The organism is Modestobacter sp. KNN46-3 (assembly GCF_011039295.1).
The window spans coordinates 1-2305 of the sequence record NZ_JAAKGN010000288.1 but is presented as its reverse complement, the minus strand read 5'-3'; the positions used below and the strand labels follow the sequence as shown (position 1 = coordinate 2305).

The 2305-nt window shown below is 76.4% G+C and carries 3 protein-coding genes; 2 read left to right on the top strand and 1 reads right to left on the bottom strand.

Annotated features, from left to right (window positions below):
- Positions 1-7 precede the first annotated feature (7 nt).
- The gene (locus tag G5C62_RS26575; RefSeq protein ID WP_206330889.1) at positions 8-340 is read right to left on the bottom strand and encodes a rhodanese-like domain-containing protein; all 333 of its coding nucleotides are present in this window, start codon (positions 338-340) and stop codon (positions 8-10) included.
- Between the two features lie 83 nt (positions 341-423).
- On the opposite strand from G5C62_RS26575, the gene G5C62_RS26570 reads away from it, so the two are divergent.
- Both G5C62_RS26570 and G5C62_RS26565 read left to right on the top strand, forming a co-directional pair.
- A complete protein-coding gene (locus tag G5C62_RS26570) occupies positions 424-939 on the top strand; it encodes a PH domain-containing protein (protein WP_164703351.1) in 516 nt (171 codons plus the stop codon).
- A partial coding sequence (locus tag G5C62_RS26565; RefSeq protein WP_164703350.1) for a PH domain-containing protein occupies positions 936-2305 on the top strand: 1370 nt, incomplete at its 3' end. The genes G5C62_RS26570 and G5C62_RS26565, both read left to right, overlap by 4 nt.

Below are 2305 nucleotides of genomic sequence, written 5' to 3'. Positions count from 1 at the left end.
TGGCCGCTCAGACGACGTAGGGCGGGCGGCCGGTCTCGCTCACCATGGGCCGGCCGGCCGCGTCCCACTCGCCCATCCCGCCACCGACGTTCACCGCGTCGTAGCCGTTCTGGTTGAGCCAGGCGGTCACCCGCGCCGAACGCCCGCCGCTGCGGCAGGTGACGTACAGCGGGTCGCCCTCGGGCACCTCGGCGAGCCGGGCCGGGACGTCGCCCATCGGGATGTGCGTCGCGCCCTGGACGTGCCCGGCGGACCACTCGTCGTCCTCGCGCACGTCCAGCACGACGGCGTCGTCGGGCACCTCGGCGGCAGGGACGGTCGGCACCTGCTGGGGCATCATCACGCGATCCATCGTGGCACGCACTGCGCCGCCCCACCGGCGGTGCGCCCCTCGGCCGGCCGGGCACTGCGAGGATGGTCCCGATGTCCGCTCCCCCGCCGGCGCCCGTCCGGGAACCCGCCTGGTCGCTGTCCCGCTCCGCGATCGGCCTCTGGGTGACGCAGGCGGTCCTCGGCACGGTCGTGTACGCGGTGATCGTGGCGACCGCGATCGTGCTCGTGCCCACGGACGCCGGCTGGTGGGTGCCCCTGCTGCGCTGGGGCGGGCCCGCGTTCGTGCTGCTCTACGGCATCGTGACGATCGGGGTGCGCCCACGGCTGCGCTACCGGGTGCACCGCTGGGAGGTCACCGCCGAGGCGGTCTACACGCTCACCGGCTGGCTGACCCGCACCTGGACCCTGGTGCCGATCTCCCGGATCCAGACCGTCGACGTCAACCGCGGGGTCTTCCAGCAGCTGTTCGGCCTGGCCACCGTCGCGGTGCTGACGGCGTCCTCCCAGGGCACGGTCCGGGTGCCGCACCTGGAGGTGGACGTCGCCCGGCGGGTCGCCGACGACCTGGCGCGGCGGGCGGAGCTGGTCCGCGACGAGGCCACGTGACCGGCCCGGAGGTCGTCGGGCGGCGGACGTCGCCGTGGGTGCTGGTGCTGCACACCGTGACCTTCCGCCAGGCGCGGGCCCTGGTGCCGGCGGTGCTGGCCCTCGGGGTCACCCGCGGCCTGGGCGACGGCCTGGGCACGGTGATCGCCCTGGTCGCCGGGATCACGCTGCTGTCCCTGCTGGGCGCGGCGATCAGCTGGTGGCGGTTCAGCTACACCGACGGGGACGCCGCGGTCGTCGTCACCCGTGGGCTGCTCACCCGCTCGGCGCGCACCGTGCCCAACGACCGGATCCGCGGGGTCGAGGTCGAGGCGCCGGCGCTGCACCGGCTGCTGGGGCTGGTCCGGGTGCGGATCGACGCGGCGGCCGGCTCGGTGACCAGCGAGGAGGAGCTGGTGATCGACGGCGTGACCCGCGCCGAGGGCGACCGGCTGCGCAACCGGCTGCTCACCCATGCCGCCTCCGCGCAGGACCTGCTCGCGGGCCGGCACGCCGCGGCCGAACCGGAGGAGGAACTGCTCCGCTTCGACTACCGGTGGCTGGTCTACGCCCCGCTGGTGGGCAGCTACCTGGCGGTCCCCCTGGCCGCCGGGGGCGCGTTGCTCCGGGCCGCCGAGGAGCTGCCCGAGCAGTTCGTGCCGCAGTTCTGGTCGCCGGACGTCTCGGACACCCGGATCGTCGTCCGGCTCGTGGTGAGCGCGCTGCTGGTGCTGATCCTCGGCTCGATCATCGGCAGCGCCCTGGTGAACTGGCGGTTCCGGCTGCTCCGGCGCGGCGGGGCGCTCGTCGCCGTCCGCGGCCTGGTCACCCGCCGGCACACCGAGCTGGACATCGACCGGATCCGGGGCTGCACGATCAGCGAGGGGCTGGGCATGCGGCTGGTCGGCGCGGCCCGGGTCAGCGCCCTGGTCACCGGCCTCGGTGACGCCACGCGGCGGGGGCAGGTGCTGCCGCTCGGGCCGGTGGAGCTCGCCCGCGCGCTCTCCGCCGAGCTCGTCGACCACCCGGGCCCGCTGCGCCGGCACCCCCCGGCCGCCCGTCGGCGCAGCATCGCGCGGGGCACCACGCCCGGGCTGCTGGTGGCGGCCGCCGGTGGGGTGGTGGCCGTGACGACGGGCTGGTGGCCGCTGCTGGCCGTCGGGGCCGCCCTCGTGCTGCTCGGCGTGCCCCTCGGGCTGGCCCGCTACAACGCCCTCGGGCACGTCGCCGGCCCCCGGTCGTTCGCGCTGCGCTCGGGGTGGCTGGTGCGCAGCCACACCGTGCTGCAGGACCGGGCCGTCGTGGGGTGGGAGGTCCGGCAGTCCGTCGTCCAGCGCCGGGCCGGGCTGGCGACCGTGCTGGCCTGCGTCGGCGCCGGCAGCGGCGG

Bases quoted from the DNA above. Each gene is read 5' to 3' on its own strand.
- G5C62_RS26575 (WP_206330889.1), bottom strand. From the start codon at position 340: ATGATGCCCCAGCAGGTGCCGACCGTCCCTGCCGCCGAGGTGCCCGAC.
- G5C62_RS26570 (WP_164703351.1), top strand. From the start codon at position 424: ATGTCCGCTCCCCCGCCGGCGCCCGTCCGGGAACCCGCCTGGTCGCTG.